The following is a 20,652-nucleotide window of genomic DNA, read 5'->3' as shown; positions in this document are numbered from 1 at the left end:
AAGGAGATTTAAATGACACAAATTAATTATGATTTAGTAAAAGAAACTGCACAAAAATATTCTGAAGATATGAATGCTTTCTTGAGAGATTTGATTTTAAAACATGGTGAATCTTGTGAAGAAGGCGATAAATCAAAAAGAATAAAAGAAGAAATGGAAAAACTAGGCTTTGATAAGGCTTGGATTGATGGTCAAGGAAACGTACTTGGTGAAATGGGTACAGGCAAAACACAAATTGCTTTTGATGGTCATATCGATACAGTAGGAATCGGAAATAGAGACAATTGGGATTTTGATCCATACGAAGGATTTGAAGATGAAAATCTTATTGGTGGACGTGGTGGTTCTGACCAATTAGGTGGAGTTGTATCAGCAGTTTATGGCGCAAAAATCATGAAAGATTTAGGATTCTTAAATGATAAATATAGAGTTTTAGTTACAGGAACAGTTCAAGAAGAAGACTGTGATGGAAACTGCTGGTTATATATGATTGAAGAAGAAGGAATCAAACCAGAATTTGTAGTTTCAACAGAACCAACAGATGGCGGAATCTACAGAGGACAAAGAGGAAGAATGGAAATTCGTGTAGAAGTTAAAGGAGTTTCTTGCCACGGTTCAGCTCCAGAAAGAGGAGACAACGCAATTTATAAAATGGCAAAAATCCTTAACGAAATCGAACAATTAAACGAAAATCCAGCAGACGATTCAGTAGAAATAAAAGGTCTTGTAAAAATGCTTGACGAAAAATACAATCCTGAATACAAAGAAGCAAACTTCTTAGGACGTGGAACAGTTACAACAAGCCAAATTTTCTATACTTCTCCATCAAGATGTGCAGTTGCAGATTCTTGTGCAATTTCACTTGATAGAAGAATGACAGCTGGAGAAACATGGGAGTCTTGCATAAAAGAAATTGAAGACCTACCTTCAGCTAAAAAATTCGGCGCAAAAGTTACAATGTATGATTACGAAAGACCATCATGGACTGGCGTAAGCAAAAAACAAGAATGCTATTTCCCAACATGGGTACTTCCAGAAGATCACGAAGTAACAAAAGCATTAGAAAGAGCATACAAAGGTCTTTATGGAGATAAGAGAATTGCTCCAAATGTAGAAAAAGAAATTGAAAAGAGAAAAGATTTACCATTAACAGATAAATGGACATTCTCAACAAACGGTGTTGCTATAATGGGAAGACACAATATTCCAGTAATAGGATTTGGACCAGGAGCAGAAGATCAAGCTCACGCACCAAACGAAGTTACATTCAAACAAGACTTAGTAACTTGTGCAGCAACATACGCAGTTCTTCCACTTGAATATATAAAATAAATTAAAAATATCAAGAAAGGTTTAAGCCTTTCTTGATATAAATTTTATAGATTTTTATAAATTTGACTTTTAAATAGCAAAATAAATAATTAGTTTTTATAAAAATAAAATAAGTCATTTGCACTTTCTTGGCGGAAGACTTTCTTATAAAATATTGCTTATTTAAAAATATACTAGAAAAATTAAAAAGAGAGGGAAGTTCTCCTACCCTCATCTTTATAAATTTTTCAAAAAAATTATAGAAAAAGAAAACGCTATTTTGGTCGATTTGAAAAATAAAAACCCATAAAAAAGGAGTAAAAAATGAGTGAATTTATGAGACCTATACCTTTTAAAGACCTAATGAATTGGGCTTTGGAAGAATATAAGAATGAAGGTTCTATTTTTGGAATTAAAAAAGAAAAATTCTACAAAAATGAATCAGGAAAAATGTTAAAAACTGTTTTTGGCGATGAGATTTCATCAGCAGTAGGCCCTGCAGCAGGTCCTCAATCTCAACTTGCCCAAAATATTTTAGCATCCTATCTTGCAGGAGCAAGATTTATTGAATTGAAAACAGTTCAAAAACTTGATGGAGTAGATATACAAAAAGCTGTTGCAAAGCCATGTATAAATTCGGAAGATGAATGTTATAACTGTGAATGGTCAACAGAGCTTACAGTAAAAGAAGCTTACAATGAATATGTAAAAGCATATTTTGCAATTATTGCTTTGGCGAAAGAATTAAATATTTCTGATAAAAAAGATTTTGCTTACAATATGTCAGTAGGTTATGATCTTGAAGGAATAAAATCTGAAAAAATTGATACATATATTGAAAATTTAAGAAATGCTAAAGACACAGAAGTATTTAAAGAATGTAAATTATATCTTGAAGAAAATATCGATAAATTTTCAAAATTTGATAAAAAAGATTTAGAAAAAATCAGCACAAATATTTGTGATTCTATAACACTTTCAACCCTTCACGGTTGTCCTGCAGAAGAAATTGAAAAAATTGCATCATATCTAATAGATGAAAAGAAAATATCTACATTTATAAAATGTAATCCAACTATGTTAGGTTACGAATATGCAAGAAAAACTCTTGATGACATGGGCTTTGATTATATTTCTTTTACAGATTTCCATTTCAAAGATGACCTTCAATACGAAGATGCAGTTGTTATGATTGAAAGATTATTAGATCTTGCAAAGAAAAATGATCTTGCCTTTGGTGTAAAGCTTACAAATACTTTCCCAGTTGATGTAAAAAGAAATGAACTTCCTGCAGAAGAAATGTATATGTCAGGAAGAGCTCTTCTTCCATTAACTATTTCTATGGCAGCTATGCTTTCAGAAAAATTTGATGGCAAACTTCCAATGTCATATTCTGGTGGTGCTGATGCTAGAAATATTAAAGAAATTTTTGAAGCTTTAGGTCAACCAATTACAGTTGCTACAACAATTCTTAAACCAGGTGGATATTTAAGATTTAACCAATTGGCAAAAGAAACTGAGGATTTATTAAGTGATAAACTCCACGATGTTGATGTAGAAAAAACTGTAAAACTTAGAGATAAAATCATAAGTGAGTGGGTTAATAATAAATTATACAGAGAAAAAGTTGGATCAAGAAAAACAAATTCAACTCTTCCACTTACAGATTGCTACAAGGCTCCTTGTAAAGATGGTGGATGTCCAATCCAACAACAAATTCCTGAATATTTGCAATTAGTTGCTGAATGTGAATACGATAAGGCGATTGAAGTTATTGCGATGGATAATACTGCACCAACAATTCTTGGAAAACTTTGTGCACATTATTGCCAAGATCATTGTACAAGAGTTGACTATGAAAAAAGCCTTCAAATAAGAGATATGAAACTTATAGCAGCTGATAAGGCTCAAGATAAGTTTGTAGAAAATATTAAAGAATCAGAAATAAAATCAGACAAAAAAGTTCTTGTTATAGGAGCAGGTCCTGGTGGAATTGCTGTAGCATCTTATCTAAGAAGAAATGGAATGAACGTTACAGTAAGAGAAAAATTATCAAAACCTTACGGAATTGTAAGCCATGTTATTCCTAAATTTAGAATTTCTGATGAACAAATCGAAAGAGATTACCAAATTGCTGTAAAACAAGGCGTAAAATTTATTTTTGATTCTGAAGTAAAAGAATCTTACGAAGAATTGAAAAAAGATTATGATTATATAATTGCAGCAACAGGTGCTTGGGAGAAGGGAAGATCTCCAGTAAAAGAAGGAAGCGAAAATATCCTTGATGCTCTTGATTTCTTATGGGATGTAAGAATGAATGGCAAGGCAAATGTTGGTAAAAAAGTTGCAGTTGTAGGTGCAGGAGATGTAGCTATGGATTGTACAAGAACTGCAGCAAGACTTGATGGTGTTGAAAGCGTAGCCTTAGTTTATAGAAGAACAGAAGCTTACATGCCTGCAACTCAAGAAGAAGTAAATGATGTTAAAGAAGAAGGACACAAAATTTATGAATTAGTAGCTCCTTATTCTTATGACGGAAAAGTTTTAAAATGCGAAAAAATGGAGCTTGGGGCATTTGATGAATCTGGAAGAAGATCAATCAATTCAACAGGAGAAAAACTTGATCTTGAATTTGATACAGTAATTGGTGCAACAGGTGCAAGAGTTGACACAAGCGCATTCAAAGAAAATAATATTAATTTAGATGATTGGGGCAATGTAAAAACTACAGAAAATTACGAAACAAATATCGACAATGTTTATGTAATTGGAGATTGTAGAGCTGGAGCAAGCACTATTGTAAAAGCAATGGGAGAAGCAAAAGCAGTTTGTCTTGATATTTTAGCAAAAGAAAATCTAGAAAATGATTTTGAAAAATTTGAAGTTAAAGAACAAAACAAAATAATTTTTGAAAAAAGAGGAAGACTTCAAGAAAAAATCCAAGGCAAAAATGAAGGATACAGATGTTTAAAATGTAATCAAATTTGTGAAATGTGTACAGAAGTTTGTCCAAACAGAGCAAACGTAGCAATAAAAGTTGATGGATTTGAAAATCTTCATCAAATAATCCACTTAGATGGAATGTGTAACGAATGTGGCAACTGTGGATTCTATTGCCCACACGCAGGACGTCCTTACAAAGATAAACTTACAGTATTTTGGACAAAAGAAGACTTTGATGATTCAACAAATATAGGTTTCTTAAAAGATGGTAATAAATATCTAGTTAGACTTGAAAATGGCAAAGTAATTGAAACAGAAAACTTAGATGATTTGTCAGAAAATATGCAAAAATTAATAAAAGCTATCGAAGAAAACTATGCTTACTATATAAAGCCAAGTGAAATTTTAAATTCATAAGGAGATAAGATGATATTATCAAATTGCCTAATAATTACAAACGATGAAAATAATAATTTTTATGAAAACGGCGCAGTTTTAATCAAGGACAAATTAATAGAAGATGTTGGAGAAAATCAGGATATTTTAAAAAAATATCCTGATGAAGAAGTAATTGATTTAAAAGGAAAACTTCTTATGCCAGGAATGATTTGTGCTCACTCACATATTTATTCAGCTTACGCAAGAGGAATGGCAGTTTCAAAACCAACAGATAATTTCTTTAATGTTTTAGAAAATTTGTGGTGGTCTCTTGATAGGGAACTTACAACAGAAGATGTAAGATTAAATGCCCTAACAACTTATATGGAATCAATAGCAAATGGAGTTACAACAGTAATTGACCACCATTCAGGACCAAATTCTGTAGAAAATTCTCTATTTACTCTTGGAGAAGCTGCAAAAGAAGTAGGAATTAGAACAAATCTTTGCTACGAACTTTCAGATCGTGATGGAGCTGAAATTAGAGATAAAGAAATAAAAGAAAACGTAGATTGGATTAAATATTCTCAAAAAGAAAATGATGATATGCTAAGAGGATTATTTGGACTTCACGCATCTTTTACTCTTTCAGATGAGTCATTAGAGAAAGCTCTTGATGCAATGGATGGAGTTTATAATGGCTTCCACGTTCACGTAGCAGAAGGAATCGAAGACCAATGGGATTGCCAAAGAAAATATGGCAAAAGGATAGTAGAAAGACTAAATGATTTTGGCATAATAAATGAAAATTCCTTAGCTATACACTGCGTTCATATAAACGGAAGAGAAATGGATATATTAAAGAAAAATAATACTCCAGTAATCTTTAACCCAGAATCAAATATGAACAATGCAGTAGGAGTTCCTCCAGTAAATAGATTTTTTGAAAAAGGACTAAAAGTAGGAATAGGAACAGATGCCTATACAAACGATATGTTTGAATCAATGAAAGTTGCAAATATAATCCAAGCTCACAATACCCAAGATCCAACAAAAGGATTTGGAGAAACCTTGGAAATGCAATTTAAAAATAACCCTGACATAGTTTCACATTTCCTAAACAATGAAGTAGGAAGAATTAAAAAGGGAGCTTATGCAGATTTAATTACAATAAATTACGATCCATATACACCAATCAACAAAGACAATTGGGGCGGGCATAGTTTATTTGGTTTAACAGGAAGACTTGTAAACGATACAATTATAAATGGAAAATTTGTAATGAAAGATAAAATAATTACAACAGTCGATCAAGCAAAAATCCATGCAGATTCAAGACAAAGAGCTTCAAAAGTTTGGAAAAATCTTTAAAATTTATTAAGCTAGTTTATTTTTTAAACTAGCTTAATAAATAAAATTCTTATTTAAATATTTTATGAACTTATTTTTAAAATATAAGAAAAAATTTTTTTATTAATTTATTTGTTTAAATTATAAGTAAATGTATCATATTATTGGAGTTTAAAAAATTCTAATATAGGATATAGAAAAAATTTATATCAAAAAAAAGGAGATGAGATGGGAAAAAAAGAAAAAAAAGAAAAAAACACAAACACGTCCTTGTTTGACATGGATGCAAGTCCGAGTTTTAAAAGGAGTTTGCCAATAGCCCTCCAACATTTATTGGCAATGATAGTAGGTAATACACTTCCGGCAATCGTTCTTACAGGTCAATTAGCGAATACAGAATTTGCAGTATCAGCTCAAGATGCAGTTTATTTAATTCAAGCTGGGATGTTTGTAGCAGCAATCGCGACATTTTTGCAATTATATCCAGTTTTTAAAGTTGGGGCAAAACTTCCAGTAATTATGGGAGTAAGTTTTGCTTATATTCCAGTTTTAACATCAATAGGTTTAAAATATGGATTGGGAGCAGTTTATGGAGCTCAATTGGTCGGTGGTGTCGTAGCATTTATAGTTGGAATGAACATAAAAAGAATTTATAAATTTTTCCCACCAATGGTTTCAGGAACAGTAGTTTTAACAATTGGACTTTCACTTTATTCAGTTGCCCTAAATTATATGGCAGGAGGAAATGGAAATCCGAACCAAGGAGATTTGGTTTATTGGGGTGTAGCATTTTTAACTTTAGCAGTAACTCTTTGCTGTAATATGTTTGGAAAAGGAATTATAAAACTTGCAGCTATTTTAATAGGAATTGGCGTTGGATATGTTGCATCAATATTTTTTGGAATAGTTAATTTTGATGGAGTAAAAGAAGCCGCTTGGCTAACTCTACCAAGAATTATGCCATTTAAATTAGAATTTCCAATTGATGCAGTAATTACAATGTCAGTAATGTTTGTTGTAAATTCGATTCAAGCTGTAGGAGATTTATCATCAACAACAGCTGGAGGACTTAATAGAGTTCCAACAGCAGATGAGCTTGAAGGAGGAATTAAAGCAAACGGACTTGCTTCAGTAATTGGTTCATTGATTGGTGGAATGCCAACAGCAACATACAGTCAAAACGTAGGAATAGTTTCACTTACAAAAGTTGTTGCAAGAAAAGTTTTTGCAATCACAGCAAGCCTTATTCTTGTTGCAGGATTTATTCCAAAATTTGGAGCTTTGATGCTTTCAGTTCCACAAGCGGTTATTGGTGGTGCAACAATTACAGTTTTTGCACAAATAACAATGAGCGGAATGAAATTAATAATGTCAGACGAAATGAGCTCAAGAAATGTAACAATAGTAGGACTAGGAATAGCCCTTGGTATGGGAATTGTTCAACTAGGCGATCAGGCTTTAGCACAATTTCCAGAATGGTTTAGAATGGTATTTACATCATCACCTGTAGTTTTAGCAACTTTAGTAGTTTTCTTACTAAATATAATAATGCCAAAGAAAACTATAGCAGAAGAAGAAGCTGAAAGAAAGGCGATGGATGATAAATAATAATAATTTTGTTTTAAAAATAAAATTATTATAAGGGGAGTTTTAAAATAGCTCCCTTCCTTACGGAAAAAAATAAAAATAAAAAAGAAGGAAAATTTTTATGGAAAAAGAAAAAAAATTTAGCGGACTTTTTAGTTTCGACGGAGAGGTAACTACAAAAGAGGCGTTGCCACTTGCCTTTCAACACGTTGTAGCAATGATTGCAAGTTGTATTACACCACCAATAATGCTTGCAGGAGCAAGTGGACTTTCACCAAAAGATACAATGATTTTAATTCAAATTGCCCTTATAGGCTCAGCACTTACAACTTTATTGATGATTTATCCAATTAAAATTATAGGATCAAGACTTCCTATGATATTTGGGGTTTCATTTGCGTATGTACCTACAATGATTGGACTTGCCAATCAATTTGGAGCTCGAGGCCCTGTTGAAGTTGTTGCCATAGTATTGGGAGCGCAAATCGTTGGTGGAATTTGTTCAATACTTTTTGGACTAGGATTAAAATACATAATGCCACTTTTCCCACCACTTGTTTCAGGAACAGTAGTTTTAGTAATAGGACTTTCACTTTATCCTGTAGCTATGAATTATATGGGAGGAGCAGGAAGCGTAGAAGTTGCAGGCTGGGGAGCTTGGCAAAATTGGTTAGTCGGAGGAATAACTTTAATATTAGGACTTGGATTTACACATTTTGGAAAAGGAATGTTTAAACTTGCAAATGTATTATTTGCTATGATTATTGGATTCATAGTATCAATGTTTTTTGGAATGGTAGATTTTTCTCCAGTAAAAGAAGCAGGTTGGATTTCAGTTGTAGAACCATTTCACTTTGGAATTGCTTTTGAGCCATCAGCAATAATTTCAATTACAATTATTTTTATAGTAACAGCAATTGAAGGAATAGGAGATATGACTTCAACAACAGTAGGTGGTATGGATAGGATTCCTACACCAAAAGAATTAAGAGGTGGAATTGTTGGATATGGTGTTGCAAACTTAGTTGGAGCGATTTTTGGATGTCTTCCAACAGCTACATTTTCACAAAATGCAGGAATAGTTTCAATAAATAAGGTAGTAAATAAAAAAGTATTTACACTTGCATCATTAATTATTTTGGTATCAGGACTTGTTCCAAAATTATCATCAATTCTTACAACAATTCCTTATCCAGTTTTGGGAGGAGCAACACTTTCAATTTTTGCTGCTATAACAATGAACGGAATTAGAATGATCGCAAGCCAACCTCTAAGTGCAAGAAATACTTCAATAGTTGGAGTTTCTGTAGCTCTTGGTGTTGGATTTACTACAGTAGTTGCAAGCGCACAAAATGCTGGCGTTTTCTTTATGCCAGAAGAATTAACAGTAGCAATCGGATCATCACCAGTTGTACTTGCAGCAATTTCTGCAGTTTTAATGAACTTAATTATTCCAGAAAAAGAAGAAGATAAAGCAAAAGAAGATTCTTTAGCAAATCTTGAACTAGAAGAATTAGAAGAAGAATAAAATTTAAAAAGCTTAAAATTTATAATAAAATAAAAGAAAAGTCTATAATATTGCGTTAAATATTTTACGCAATATTATAGACTTTTTAATATTTAACAGATGGTAATTACAAATATCTGTCACAAATAGATATGTAGAAATTAATATAATTTCTCCAAAGTTTGAAATCAATAGAAAGAACATCTAAAGCCATATAAAAATATTTTTTTGACTCTAATAGCAAATCTATAAATATAGAATTTTTGAATAACGGACGTTCAAAAGAATTGGTCTCAAAGAAGTATCTATTTGTATAAATATTAAAATGATTATTGTCAAAATCAACTGAAAAATCCTCTATATCATCTAATATTTGCCTTCCATAAGAAAAATAATTATGAGAAAGACATAATTCTTCAAAAACTTTTTCGTTAATAGGATAGCCAGAAGTAAGATTAAATACTTTTAAGGCTATTTTGGCAAATGAATATTTGTCATAGGCATATTCTATTTCTTCATTGTGAGTTAAGATTTTATTATATTTATATACATATTTTTCTTTATATAATCCATATAATGTTTTAGTTATGTTTTCAGATATAAACGTATCATCTTCAATATTTAAAGATTTAAGAAAAGATTTGTTATTAGAATATTGCTCTAATAAAACCAAAAGATCTATCGGTTCGTAAACTTTTTGTGAATCGTATATCTTATCAAGTATAAATAATGACATGAAATGGTTATGAGAAAATACAATCAAATTCTCTAAGTTTGAACCGAATAATTTAAATTCTTTTCTAAATAATAAAGGGTACAGAGAATAAAGAGAAATTGATTGTAAATTTTTATTTTTGTTTAAAAACGGCATATTTACAAGGATAGTAGTTTTGATTTGCTGGTTAATAAAATTTGAAAAATAAATCCATTCGGATTCAGAAATTTCAAGAATTTGCTTGATGTCATTAATTTGCATAAAATTACTCCAATTTATCATTTTTTAAATTAATTTTAAATAAAGAAGGAATACCAATTGTAAATAATAATAAAAAGATTCCAGCTCCTACAAAAACAGCGTATACTGATATTATTTCAAATAAGTATCCAAATAATAACATACTTAGTGGCAAAGACACTTGAGTTAATGTGTTTAATATACTAAAAACTCTTCCTTGAAATTCTTGAGGGATGTTTAGTATAGACCAGCTTGACAGAAGTATATTACATATAGTAATTGAAATACCGATTATTAAGAAATATCCTGCCAATATAATAGACCAACTGTTTTTAGTTAATTCTAATGTTAATAACAAACCTAACACAAAAGTTACTAAAGATATTAAGCTTATAGAATTTCTAGCAATATTTAAAGTTTTTTGGGATTTAATTTTTGATGAAATTAATGAACCTAATAATAAACCTATAGCCAAAATACTATCATTTAAAGCGTAATTTTTGCTTGATAAATTTAAAATTTTTATTTCAACAAATGGTAAACCTATATTGACAATACCAAGAATAAAGTTTACTACTAAAACAAAAGCTAAACCAAATACAATTTTTTTGTATTTAAATATAAAATCAATCCCCTCTTTAAACAAAAGTAGTAAGCTTTGACTTTCATTAACTTCTTTCTTTGTATTTTTATTAAAATCAACTTTCCAATAGATTACTAATACTAATAATTCCATAAACATTTCTATAAGTAAAATTCCAATTAGCGCGAATTTATCAATAATAAATACTGCTATAATAGGAGATAAAACCATACTTACTGCTTGAATTATTTGTAAATGAGCTCTAAACGATTGAATATCCTCTTCATCAACTATATTAATAGTAGAAGAATTTAAGCTTGTAGATAGGATTTGATCGGAAAGTTTTAAAATTATTAACAGACCTATAATATGTATATATTCTATCTCTATTTTTCTACTTGTTATAATAAATAAAAACAGAGAGATAGCACTAAGAAATTGAGAAAATCTAATAATTTTATTTTTATTGTATTTATCAATTGCACTTCCTAAAATAGGCAATAAAAAAATTGCCACTAAAGGTCCTATAATTTGAGAAAGGCTATAAAAAAATATAGAACAATTTAATTTTTTTAAAATATAAAGCCCAAGTACAAAAGAAAGTATGCTACTTCCTAGTTGACCGATAGAGTTTCCTAAAAGAAGTAGCAACTTTGAAAAATTTTTATTTTTTTGATTCAAGATATAATAACCTCTCTTTTTGAATTTATAAAGTAAACTTTGTATTTATTAAGACTGTCTGTTCCTAATTTTATTGACCAATTATATTTAAAAGACCCAATATAAACTTTTTTAACTTTAAAAGAATTCTTACCAAAAGAAAATATAATATCTCTTATCTCTGATACCTTTTGAACAGAAAAACCATTAATACCCAAAACTATACTACTTTTCTTATTTATCAAATTTATATTTGGTATTATATCAGTAGAAATTATGGAATTATTAGCTCCTAAATCTATTAAAGTTCTATAACTTTTATTATTATAACCGATTTTAATAACCATTTGTTTATCAGATAATATTTGAGAGCTATGTAGGTAATTTTGCAAATGAAATTTTCCAATATTAAAAATTTTATTAGTGAAATCAATGTAGAAATCAAACTGTTTTAGAATATCAAATCCTATAATACCGTCTATATTTAAATAGAAAAACATCAGATTTTTATTTTGCATAAGAAATTCTGTATTATAAATGCTAACGCCATCAATTATTATTTTTGGAAAATTATAAGCAAATTTAATAATCTTGTCTTTTCCAATTCCATTTATCTTTATATATTTTTCTTTTTTTATTTTATATTTTTCAAATCTTTTTTTGGGTAATAAGAAACTTTTTTCAGAACCACTATCAATTAAAAATGTATAATACTTATTAAATATACAAATATCAATAGTTATCAACCCTTTTTTGCACTTAAACTTAATAATACAATCCCTTAAAATATATTTTCATTCAAAAGTATTCATAACACTGTTTTACCATTTTACTTTTACAGTTACTTCCGGAAGCGCTTCAACTTCTATAACAGAAGAATCTACTGAAAAATCAATAATATCTTTATTATTTTTATCTTCATTTTCATTGAAATCTAGATTTTCTTTAGAAATTAAATCTTTTTTATCAAAATCCATTATTAATATATCTCCTTATCTTAGAATAAAATTAGTATACTTTAAAATGAATATTATGTCAATAATATCTATAATTATTTTTAAATTTATAATTTGTGAAAATTTAATATAAGTAAATATTTATTGTAGGGGGTAACTAAAATGAAAACTTTGGAATATTGATTAGATAAATAACATTTAGTTTAGCTTTTTATTTAAAGTTGTGTTAGAGGGTTTTAAGAGAAATTTCTATAAAAATATCTCTTATGATTTTTTTATTAACTTATACGGAAAGTATATAGGTTTATTTTTATTTGTGAAAATATATTATTAATAAATATACGATTTGTCTAATCTCTAATTTATAAATCTATTATTTGTTTTAAAGAATTTTTAAAATTATTTTTGATTTAACTAAAAATTTGCGAAAAAACCTTGAAAACGATTAGTATTTTGTGGTAATATATTATATACAAAATACAATAGTAATGTAAATGTACATAAATTAAAAATGCTTTGAAACATTTTAGGAGGTTAAAATGTATGTAGGAAAAAGTGTTAAAAGAGTAGATGCGTACGATAAAGTAACTGGTCATGCAAAATATACAGAAGACCTTATTATGAAGGGAGCTTATGTTGCTAAAGTTTTGCATTCAACAATCGGTCATGGAAAGGTTATCTCAATTGATACTAAAAAGGCTGAAGAGGTTGAGGGAGTTGTAAAAATTATTACTTGTTTTGATGTTCCAAAACATTCTTTCCCAACTGCAGGTCACCCTTGGTCAACTGACAAAAGCCACCAAGATGTTGCTGATAGAAGATTATTAAATGAACATGTTAGATATTATGGCGACGATGTGGCTGTAGTTATTGCAGAAAATGAAGTTTCTGCAAGTCAGGCTTTGAAATTAATTGAAGTTGAATATGAAGAATATGAAGTTGTTTTGGATCCTATTGAATCTATGAATAATGGATTAAGACCAATTCACGATGAATTTCCTGACAATATTTTAGGTCATACTAAAAATCATAGGGGAAATTATGAAGAGGCTATAAAAGAAGAAGGCCTTACAAAAGTTGAAGGATGGTACGAAACTCCAATCGTTCAACATTCTCATATCGAAAATGGAATTGCTTGTGCTTATGAAGAGCAAGGAAAAATTGTTGTTATTGCTTCAACTCAAATTCCTCATATTGTAAGACGTGTTTGTGGTCAAGCTTTGGGAATTGGCTGGGGAAAAATTAGAATTGTAAAACCATATATTGGTGGAGGTTTTGGTAACAAGCAAGACGCTTTGTATGAACCATTAGCAGCTTACCTTACAACTCAAGTTGGCGGTCATCCTGTAAAACTTGATACATCAAGAGAGGAAACTTTTGTTTCAACAAGAACAAGACACTCACAAAAACTTCATATTATTTCTTATGTAAGAGCTGATGGAACTTTTGCTGCAAGAAAATTAGAATTATTTTCTAACAATGGTGCTTATGCATCTCACGGTCATTCTATTGCTGCAAAGGGAACAAATTGTTTCCATCAATTATATCCTTGCGATAATACTCAAGCTGATGGTTATACTGTTTATACAAATCTTCCAACAGCAGGAGCTATGAGAGGATATGGAATTCCACAAACTATGTTTGCTTTTGAATCTCATCTTGATGATGTTGCAAAAGTTATGAATATGGATCCTTTGGAATTGAGAATTCAAAATATAATGCCAAAAGGATTTGTTGATGGTTTCTCAAGAAATGAAAATTATTATGATTCATTTAGAGAAGCAATGGCAGTTGGTAGAAAAGCAATTGACTATGATAAAAAGAAAGAAGAATATAAAAATCAAACTGGAAATATAAGAAGAGGAATAGGACTTGCAACATTTTGGTATAACACAGCAGTTTATCCAATTTCTCTAGAATCTTCTTCTTGTAGAATGGTTTTAAACCAAGACGGTTCAGTTCAAATGCAACTTGGAGAAACTGAAATTGGACAAGGTGGAGATACAGCATTTTCACAAATGGCAGCAGATGCTATTGGTGTAAAAATGGAAGATGTTCATATAGTTTCAACTCAAGATACAGATGTAACTCCATTTGGTTTGGGAGCTTATGCTTCAAGACAAACTTTTGTTTCAAGTTTTTCTATTACAAATACTGCTAGAGTATTTAAAGAAAAAATATTAGATAGGGCAAGAAAAATTTTGGAATATACTCCAAACAATCTTGACCTTGTTGATAGTATGATAATTAGAAAAGTTGATAATAAACCACTAATGACTTTGGGTGAGCTTGCAACAGAAGCCTTGTATGATACTCGCGATAGTGAACATATTTCTGCTGAGGAAACTTATACAATAAGAAATAATGCTTTCTCATTTGGTTGTTCATTTGCAGAAGTTGAAGTTGATATTTCTCTTGGAAAAGTTAAACTTCTAAGACTTATAAATGTTCACGATTGTGGTAGACTTATAAATCCTAGACTTGCTGAAGCTCAAGCTCATGGCGGAATGAGTATGGCAGTAGGTTATGCTTTATCAGAAGAATTAAAATACAATGATAAGGGACAAATTTTAAATAATAATCTTCTTGATTATAAATTATCAACAACAATGGATCATCCACACTTTGAAGTTTACTTTATAGAAAATCCATCACCAGTTTCACCATTTAATACAAAATCACTTGGTGAACCACCAACTTGTTCTCCAGCTCCAGCAATAAGAAATGCAATTTTAAATGCAACAGGAGTACAAGTTAATAAATGTCCAATGACACCACACGTTTTGTTCCCACTTTTCAAAGAAGCTGGACTAATTGAAAATGATTACGAACAAGATATGGAATATGATGCTTAAAGGAGAAAAATTATGTATGATGTAAAAAGAATTTATGAAGCCTATACAATCGATGAGGCAATACAATTAAAAAAAGAACATCCTGAAGCAAGATATATAGCTGGTGGTTCTGATGTTTTGGTAAAAATTAGAGAAGGGAAAATGGCAGGCCTTGAGCTTATTTCACTTTATCTTATAGATGAGCTTAGGGGAGTTAGCATGGAGGAAGATGGAACAATTAGAATTGGTTCATTGACAAGCTTTACTCACATTACAAATGATCCAATAATTCAAAAATATATAAATACTTTGGGAGAAGCAGTTGACACTGCAGGAGGTCCTCAACTTAGAAATATTGCAACAATTGGTGGAAATATTTGTAACGCAGCTCCATCAGCAGATTCTTGTACAACAGTTATGGCTTATGATGCAATAATTGAATTAAAAGGCGAAAATGGCTACAGGGAAGTTCCTGTAAAAGATTTTTATATAAAATATGCAACAGTAGACATAAGAGAAACTGAAATTGTTACAGCAATAAAAATTAAAAAAGAATCCTACGAAAATCATTACGGACACTATTTTAAATATGCAATGAGAAATGCTATGGATATAGCAACATCAACAGCATCAGCAAATGTAAAATTTGATGAAAATAATAAAGTAGAAGAAGTAAGAATATCTTATGGAGTTGCAGCTGCAATTCCAGTTAGAGCTTTTGAAGCAGAAAAAACTTTGCTAGGAAGAGAACTTACAGATAATAATATAAATGTATTTGCAAAAAAAGCCCTAGATGAATTATCTCCAAGAGATTCATGGAGAGCATCAAAAGCCCTAAGAACACAAATACTTTACGAAATAACCACAAGATGTTTAAAAGAAATTAGAAAAAAACATGAGGAGGGATTAAATGCATAGCAGAGAATATGGACCATACGGCCCAAAACCAGAAGAAAAACTACATTACGAACCTCAATATAAAATTGTAAAATGTAGAATTAATGGAATCAGGGTTACAAAAATGGTTGATGTGAGAGCATCACTTACAGATTTTTTGAGAAATGAATTTGCCCTTACAAGTGTAAAAAAAGGTTGCGAAGTTGGAGAATGTGGAGCTTGCGCAGTTTTGATTGACGGCGAAAGCTTTAACTCATGTATTTATCTTGCAATTTGGGCAGAAGGAAAAGATATTTGGACAACAGAAGGCCTAACAGCATCTGATGGTTCACTTTCAATTATCCAACAAGCCTTTGTAGATGAAGCAGCAGTTCAATGTGGTTTTTGTACACCAGGTTTTATAGTTTCTGCAACAGAAATAATAGCAAGAGGAAAATATTACACAATTGATGAGCTAAGAAAAGAATTGGCAAATCACATGTGTAGATGTACAGGTTACGAAAATATTTTAATAGCAGTACAAAAAGCAAACAATATTGAAAATGGTTTTGAAGAAATAGAAGAACATGTAGTAAATCAAATCAAAGAAGAAGATAAAAAAGATTATATGTAAAAAGCAGGTGAAGGCGTGTCTATATTGATTAAAAATGGAACTGTGGTTCTAGATGAAAAAATAGAAAATTTAGATATTTATATAGAAGATGAAAAAATCCAAAAAATTGGCAAAAATTTAAACCTAAGTGCTGAAAAAATTATTGATGCCAAAGATAAAATAGTTACGGCAGGTGGAGTAGACGTTCACACCCACATGTCTTTGGATTTGGGAAAATTTGTTGCTTGTGATGATTTTCATACAGGAACAATAGCAGCAAGTTATGGAGCGACAACTACCATTTGTGATCATATAGGAGCCTTAGAAAAAGGAGCAAGCCTTCACAAATTAATCGACCATTATCACGATATTGCAGACGGAAAAGCTGTTATAGATTATTCTTTTCACGGAGCAATGTATGAAGTAAATGATGAATTGATAGAAGAAATAGAGGAGTTGATGGATGAGGGAATCCCATCCATCAAAATCTATTCAACTTATGCAGGAAAACTTGAAGATGATGAAATCCTAAGAGTTTTGAAAAAAGCAAAAGAAGTTGGAACAATAGTTTGTGTTCATTGTGAAAACGATGGGCTCATAAAAGAATTGAGAAAAGAGGCGATAGAAGCTGGTAATCTTTCTCCAAAATACCATGCCCTTACAAGACCAAATGAAAGCGAAGCAGAAACAATAAATAGACTTGCCTATCTTTCAAAAGTAGCAAATGATCCAAAATTATATATAGTTCACACATCAACCAAACAAGGACTTGATGAAATAAAAGCAGCAAGAGCCAGAGGACTTAAAAATATTTATTGCGAAACATGCACCCAATATCTAGTCTATGATGAAAGTAAATATATGGATAATCCAAACGAAGAAGCAGTTAAATATATTTGCGCACCTCCACTTAGAAAAAAATCAGACATTGAAGCCTTGTGGGAGGGAATTAAAAATGGAGATGTGGATGTAATAGCAACTGACCATTGTCCATTTATTTATGAGAGCGAAAAAAAACCTTACGCTGATGATTTTACAAAAGCACCAGGAGGAATTCCTGGAGTTGAAGAAAGAATGGAAGTAGTTTTGACTGAAGGCTTAAAAAGAAATATTCCATTAAGTAAATTGACAAATCTTTTGTGCAAAAATCCAGCAGAAATTTTTGGATTTTCAAATAAAAAAGGAAGTATAAAAGAAAAAAAGGACGCAGATATAGGAATATTTTCCAAAATTTCCTACACAATAAAAGAAGAAAACAGACATTCAAAATGTGATTACACAAGCTATGAAGGATATAAAACAGATGTAAAAGTTGATACAGTAATAGCAAGAGGAAAAATTATTTTGGATAAAAATGGATACTATGGAAAAAAAGGCATGGGCAAATTTATAAAAAGAAAATTAGATAAGGAAATATGATGACAAATAAAGATACGATTTTAATAGGAAAAAAAATAGAAGGACAGGATCCCTTTATTATAAAAGTTAATGGGAAAACTTATGAAACATACGAAGATAAATCTTTATTAAGATTTCTTAGAGATGACTTAAAATTATTTTCTGTTAAAGATGGTTGTAGCCAAGGAGCTTGTGGAACTTGTACAGTTATAGTTGGAGATATTCACAAAAAATCTTGTATAGTTAGGCTATCAAAATTAAATGGAGAAGAAATTATAACAAACGAAGGTCTATCTCAAAAAGAAAAAGATGCCTTTACATACGCCTTTACCAAGGCAGGAGCTGTTCAATGTGGATTTTGTATTCCTGGAATGGTTATGAGTGGAGCAAGTCTAATTAGACAAAATCCAAATCCAACAGAAAAAGAAATTAGAGAAGCTATTAAGGGAAATATTTGTAGGTGCACAGGCTACAAAAAAATTGTAGATGGAATAACTTTAGCTGGAAAAATTTTAAGAGGCGAAGAAGAAATAAAAGACGAAGAAAGCGATGCTTTTGTTGGAGCAAGAGCCGACAGAATTGATGCAAAAGAAAAAATTCTTGGAACAGGAACTTATGCAGATGATATAGAACTTCCAAATATGGCTTATGGTTCTTGTGTAAGAAGCAAATTCCCAAGAGCGAGACTTTTAAGCCTTGACACAAGCGAAGCGGAAAAACTTGATGGAGTTGTTGGAGTTCTTACAGCAAAAGATTTACCAGTTCAAAAAGTTGGGCACATCCAAAGAGATTGGCCAGTATTTATTGATGTTGGACAAACAACTGCTTCCCTTGCAGATGCATTTTGTTTTGTAGTTGCAGAAGATGAAAAAACTTTGGAAAAGGCAAAAAAACTTGTAAAGGTTGAGCTTGAAGAATTAAAACCAGTAAGCTCAATCAAAGATGCTATGGCAGAAGATGCCCCACAAGTTCACGAAGGCGTTGACAATCTTTGCCAACAAAGACATGTTTCTCGTGGAGATGCAAAAAAAGCTTTGGAAAATTCAAAATATACAGCAACCTTTACTTACAAAACTCCACTTGGTGAACACGCTTTTCTTGAACCAGAATGTTGTGTGGCAGAACCATACAAGGATGGAGTAAGAGTTTATTCATCCGACCAATCAGTTTATGATACAAGAAGAGAATTGTCAATTATGTTTGATTGGGAAGATACTCCAGAAAGAATTGTCGTAGTAAATCCATTTGTCGGCGGAGGATTTGGTGGAAAAGAAGACATGAGTGTTCAGCCACCAGCAGCTCTTGCAGCTTATCTTTTCAAAAGACCAGTAAAACATAAATTTACAAGAGATGAATCATTAAGATGGCATCCAAAACGCCACCCAATGGAAGGAACATTTACAATCGGCTGTGATGAAAATGGAATTTTCCAAGGAATGGAATGTGAAATATATTTTGATACAGGAGCTTACGCTTCACTTTGTGGACCAGTTTTGGAAAGAGCTTGTACACATTCAGTAGGTCCTTACAATTATCAAAATACAGATATAAAAGGCTACGGATATTATACAAACAATCCTACAGCAGGAGCCTTTAGAGGATTTGGAGTTTGCCAATCAAATTTTGCAATGGAATCAAACATAAATATTTTGGCAGAAAAAGTTGGAATTTCTCCTTGGGAAATTAGATACAGAAATGCAATAAAACCAGGCGAAGTTCTTCCAAACGGACAAATTGCTGACAGATCAACTGCCCTTGTTGAATGTCTTGATGCCGTAAAAGATATTTATGAAAAAAATAAAGATCATGCAGGAATTGCAGTTGCTATGAAAAACGCCGGAGTTGGTGTAGGGCTAAAAGATATTGGTAGGGTTAAAATTGTTGTTGAAAAAGATTTTGTAAAAGTATTTTCTGGAGCAACTTGTATAGGTCAAGGTGTTGGTACAATTATTTTACAAATGGTTGGAAAGGCAACAGGACTTCCATATCACAAAATAAAAGTTATGCCACCAAGTACTTTAACAAGTCCAGATTCTGGAACAACATCAGGTTCAAGACACACTCTTATAACTGGTGAGGCTGCAAAAAAATGTGCAGAACAACTTGCCAAAGATTTAGAAAACCATAGACTTGAAGAGCTTGATAAAAAAGAATATTTTTACGAATATGATGATCCAACAGATCCGCTTGGCTCTGATAAACCAAATCCAAAATCACACATTGCTTACGGCTTTGCAGCTCACGTTGCAATTTTAGATGATGATGGAAAAGTTACAGATGTTTATGCTGCTCACGATTCTGGAAAAGTTGTAAATCCTACAACAATTGAAGGACAAATCGAAGGTGGAGTTATAATGAGTCTTGGTTATGCTTTAACAGAAGATTTGAAAGTTCAAAATTCTGTTTTAAAAGCAAAATATGGAACAATGGGCTTGTGGAAAGCACCAGATGCTCCAAATATTCATACAATTTTAATTGAAAAAGATGAATTATTAGACCTTGCTTACGGAGCAAAAGGAATTGGAGAAATTGCAACAATTCCAACAGCACCAGCAGTTCAAGGAGCATATTATGCAAAAGACCACGATTTAAGATTAGAGCTTCCATTAAGAGATACAGCTTATAGCAAAAAGAAAAAGAAAATTATAAAAAAATAGGAGAATAAAGGATTGTGAATTTCACACTTTAATTAAGTAGATAA

Annotated in this window: 14 protein-coding genes; 10 read left to right on the top strand and 4 right to left on the bottom strand. The window is 31.0% G+C overall.

The annotated features are described in order from the left end of the window. Nucleotides 1-12 precede the first annotated feature (12 nt). From HMPREF3045_RS08565 to HMPREF3045_RS08545, 5 genes are all read left to right on the top strand, one after another. Complete coding sequence (locus HMPREF3045_RS08565) at nucleotides 13-1,332, top strand: YgeY family selenium metabolism-linked hydrolase (RefSeq protein WP_083316605.1); 1,320 nt, start codon at nucleotides 13-15, stop codon at nucleotides 1,330-1,332. A 303-nt stretch (nucleotides 1,333-1,635) separates the two neighbouring features. Continuing rightward, entirely contained in the window at nucleotides 1,636-4,671 is a 3,036-nt protein-coding gene (gene ygfK / locus HMPREF3045_RS08560) for a putative selenate reductase subunit YgfK (protein WP_070738656.1), read from the top strand. Nucleotides 4,672-4,680: 9 nt separating this feature from the next. Continuing rightward, a complete protein-coding gene (gene ssnA, locus HMPREF3045_RS08555; RefSeq protein WP_070738654.1) occupies nucleotides 4,681-6,003 on the top strand; it encodes a putative aminohydrolase SsnA in 1,323 nt (440 codons plus the stop codon). Between the two features lie 207 nt (nucleotides 6,004-6,210). Next, nucleotides 6,211-7,590, top strand: coding sequence for a uracil-xanthine permease family protein (locus HMPREF3045_RS08550; protein ID WP_070738652.1), 1,380 nt, complete (start codon nucleotides 6,211-6,213; stop codon nucleotides 7,588-7,590). Nucleotides 7,591-7,690: 100 nt separating this feature from the next. Beyond that, nucleotides 7,691-9,097 carry a uracil-xanthine permease family protein gene (locus HMPREF3045_RS08545; RefSeq protein WP_070738650.1) on the top strand — a complete coding sequence of 469 codons (1,407 nt, stop codon included), beginning with the start codon at nucleotides 7,691-7,693 and terminating at the stop codon, nucleotides 9,095-9,097. 106 nt (nucleotides 9,098-9,203) lie between these two features. Here the strand turns inward: HMPREF3045_RS08545 and HMPREF3045_RS08540 are convergent, their stop codons facing one another. The 4 genes from HMPREF3045_RS08540 to HMPREF3045_RS09365 form a co-directional block, all read right to left on the bottom strand. Continuing rightward, nucleotides 9,204-10,052, bottom strand: coding sequence for a hypothetical protein (locus HMPREF3045_RS08540; RefSeq protein ID WP_070642174.1), 849 nt, complete (start codon nucleotides 10,050-10,052; stop codon nucleotides 9,204-9,206). A gap of 4 nt (nucleotides 10,053-10,056) precedes the next feature. Continuing rightward, entirely contained in the window at nucleotides 10,057-11,295 is a 1,239-nt protein-coding gene (locus HMPREF3045_RS08535) for an MFS transporter (protein ID WP_070738648.1), read from the bottom strand. Next, a complete protein-coding gene (locus HMPREF3045_RS08530) occupies nucleotides 11,292-12,020 on the bottom strand; it encodes a pepsin/retropepsin-like aspartic protease family protein (protein ID WP_070738646.1) in 729 nt (242 codons plus the stop codon). The genes HMPREF3045_RS08535 and HMPREF3045_RS08530 overlap by 4 nt, the downstream gene beginning before the upstream one ends. 75 nt (nucleotides 12,021-12,095) lie before the next feature. Beyond that, entirely contained in the window at nucleotides 12,096-12,251 is a 156-nt protein-coding gene (locus HMPREF3045_RS09365) for a hypothetical protein (RefSeq protein WP_180363023.1), read from the bottom strand. Between the two features lie 518 nt (nucleotides 12,252-12,769). Here HMPREF3045_RS09365 and xdhA point away from each other — a divergent pair. Genes xdhA through xdh form a run of 5 tightly spaced genes read left to right on the top strand, consistent with a single transcriptional unit; the run spans nucleotide 12,770 to nucleotide 20,608 of the window. Next, nucleotides 12,770-15,085: a xanthine dehydrogenase subunit XdhA gene (gene xdhA, locus HMPREF3045_RS08525; protein WP_070738644.1), complete on the top strand. Its 2,316-nt coding sequence runs from the start codon at nucleotides 12,770-12,772 to the stop codon at nucleotides 15,083-15,085. A 12-nt stretch (nucleotides 15,086-15,097) separates the two neighbouring features. Next, nucleotides 15,098-15,982, top strand: coding sequence for a xanthine dehydrogenase subunit XdhB (xdhB, locus tag HMPREF3045_RS08520; protein WP_070738642.1), 885 nt, complete (start codon nucleotides 15,098-15,100; stop codon nucleotides 15,980-15,982). After that, entirely contained in the window at nucleotides 15,975-16,574 is a 600-nt protein-coding gene (gene xdhC, locus HMPREF3045_RS08515) for a xanthine dehydrogenase subunit XdhC (RefSeq protein WP_070738640.1), read from the top strand. The genes xdhB and xdhC overlap by 8 nt, the downstream gene beginning before the upstream one ends. Before the next feature lie 15 nt (nucleotides 16,575-16,589). Further along, the gene (gene hydA / locus HMPREF3045_RS08510) at nucleotides 16,590-17,972 is read left to right on the top strand and encodes a dihydropyrimidinase (protein WP_070738638.1); all 1,383 of its coding nucleotides are present in this window, start codon (nucleotides 16,590-16,592) and stop codon (nucleotides 17,970-17,972) included. Beyond that, complete coding sequence (gene xdh / locus HMPREF3045_RS08505; RefSeq protein WP_218970145.1) at nucleotides 17,972-20,608, top strand: selenium-dependent xanthine dehydrogenase; 2,637 nt, start codon at nucleotides 17,972-17,974, stop codon at nucleotides 20,606-20,608. The genes hydA and xdh overlap by 1 nt, the downstream gene beginning before the upstream one ends. Nucleotides 20,609-20,652 lie beyond the last annotated feature (44 nt).

It is taken from the genome of Anaerococcus sp. HMSC075B03, from assembly GCF_001815585.1.
Lineage (GTDB): Bacteria > Bacillota > Clostridia > Tissierellales > Peptoniphilaceae > Anaerococcus > Anaerococcus vaginalis.
This window is presented reverse-complemented; position numbering and strand designations above follow the sequence as displayed.